Raw genomic sequence first — 1619 nt, forward strand, 5'->3', positions numbered from 1 at the left:
ATGTGGTCCCTGATCAGTGCGATTGGCCGGGTCACCAAAACACTGGTCTGGGACCGGGAATCGGCTATCGGTGGAACGGGCCGGGTGACCGCACCCGCGGCGGCGTTCGCAGGGACACTGGCCACCCGGATCAAGCTCGCACCGCCTCGGGATCCGGAATACAAGGGGATGGTCGAGCGGAACAACCAGTTCCTGGAGACCTCGTTTCTGCCGGGTCGCCTGTTTGCCTCGCCGCAGGATTTCAACCGGCAGCTGGCTGAATGGCTGGTGCGGGCCAACTCCCGCACGGTCCGCTCGATTCAAGGCCGACCAGTCGACCTCTTGGAGACCGATTACCTGTCGATGCTGCCGCTGCCGCCGGTCGTCCCGCCTGTCGGGCTGAACCATCGGATTCGTCTGGCGCGCGATTACTACGTCCGCATAGACACCGTCGACTACTCCGTGGACCCGCAGGTGATCGGCCGGTTCGTCGATGTGACCGCCTCGCCGGAGGAGGTCACGGTGTTCTGTGAGGGCCAGGTCGTCGCACGTCACCAGCGGTCCTGGGCCAAGCAGAACGTGGTTACCGACCCCGCCCACGCAGCCACCGCCGCCCGCATGCGCCAAGCCTTCGCCCTGGACCGCGAGCGGCGCCAGGCCACCACCCGCCACCACCCCGACGGCCACGCCGTCACCCTGCGGGCCCTGCCCGACTACGACGCCCTTTTCGGTGTCGATTTCGACTCCACACCCACGAAAGCGAGCAATGAATGACCACTGTCGCCAAGGAAACCCCGGCGCACAAGGACGGGCTTCCCTCGATGCTCGCCTATCTCACGAGGGCGTTGAAGATGCCGACGATCGGCGCCACTTGGGAGGACCTCGCCTCCCAGGCGAGAGACGAGAACTGGTCCCACGAGGAATACCTTGCCGCTCTGCTGCAGAGACAGGTCGCCGACCGGGAATCGAAGGGCACGGTGATGCGGATCCGCACCGCACATTTCCCGCAGGTGAAAACACTGGAAGACTTCAACCTCGACCACCTGCCATCGCTGCGGCGCGACATCCTCGCACACCTGGCGACCGGCACGTTCGTCGCGAAGGCGGAGAACGTAATCCTCCTTGGACCGCCGGGAATTGGGAAGACACACCTGGCGATCGGACTCGGCGTCAAGGCAGCCCACTCAGGATACTCAGTCCTGTTCGACACCGCGAGCAACTGGATATCCCGCCTCAGCGAGGCCCACCAGGCCGGCCGCCTGGAAGCCGAGCTGAAGAAGATTCGCCGCTACAAACTGATCATTATCGATGAAGTCGGGTACATCCCGTTCGACCAGGACGCCGCGAACCTGTTCTTCCAACTGGTCGCGTCCCGCTACGAACAGGGCTCGATCATGGTGACCTCAAATTTGCCCTTCGGGCGCTGGGGAGAGACCTTCTCGGACGACGTTGTGGCCGCCGCGATGATTGACCGTCTGGTCCACCATGCCGAGGTTCTCACCCTCACCGGTGATTCGTATCGCACCCGCCAGCGACGCGAACTCCTCGCCAAGGAGAACCGCGCAAATCAGGGCTGAACCGACCTCGGGGGGTTAATTTTCCGAGATCCGTAGGGGGTCAGTTTTGAGGGAGCGTTGACA

At 63.8% G+C, this 1619-nt stretch carries 2 protein-coding genes; both read left to right on the forward strand.

Going from position 1 to position 1619, the window contains the following annotated elements; translation table 11 throughout:
* A partial coding sequence (locus tag IE252_RS42790; RefSeq protein ID WP_444545974.1) for a Mu transposase domain-containing protein occupies positions 1-753 on the forward strand: 753 nt, incomplete at its 5' end.
* Complete coding sequence (istB, locus tag IE252_RS42795) at positions 750-1556, forward strand: IS21-like element helper ATPase IstB (protein ID WP_190094923.1); 807 nt, start codon at positions 750-752, stop codon at positions 1554-1556. The genes IE252_RS42790 and istB, both read left to right, overlap by 4 nt.
* The last annotated feature ends 63 nt before the right edge of the window (positions 1557-1619 follow it).

It is taken from the genome of Streptomyces melanogenes, from assembly GCF_014649795.1.
Taxonomy (GTDB): domain Bacteria; phylum Actinomycetota; class Actinomycetes; order Streptomycetales; family Streptomycetaceae; genus Streptomyces; species Streptomyces noboritoensis.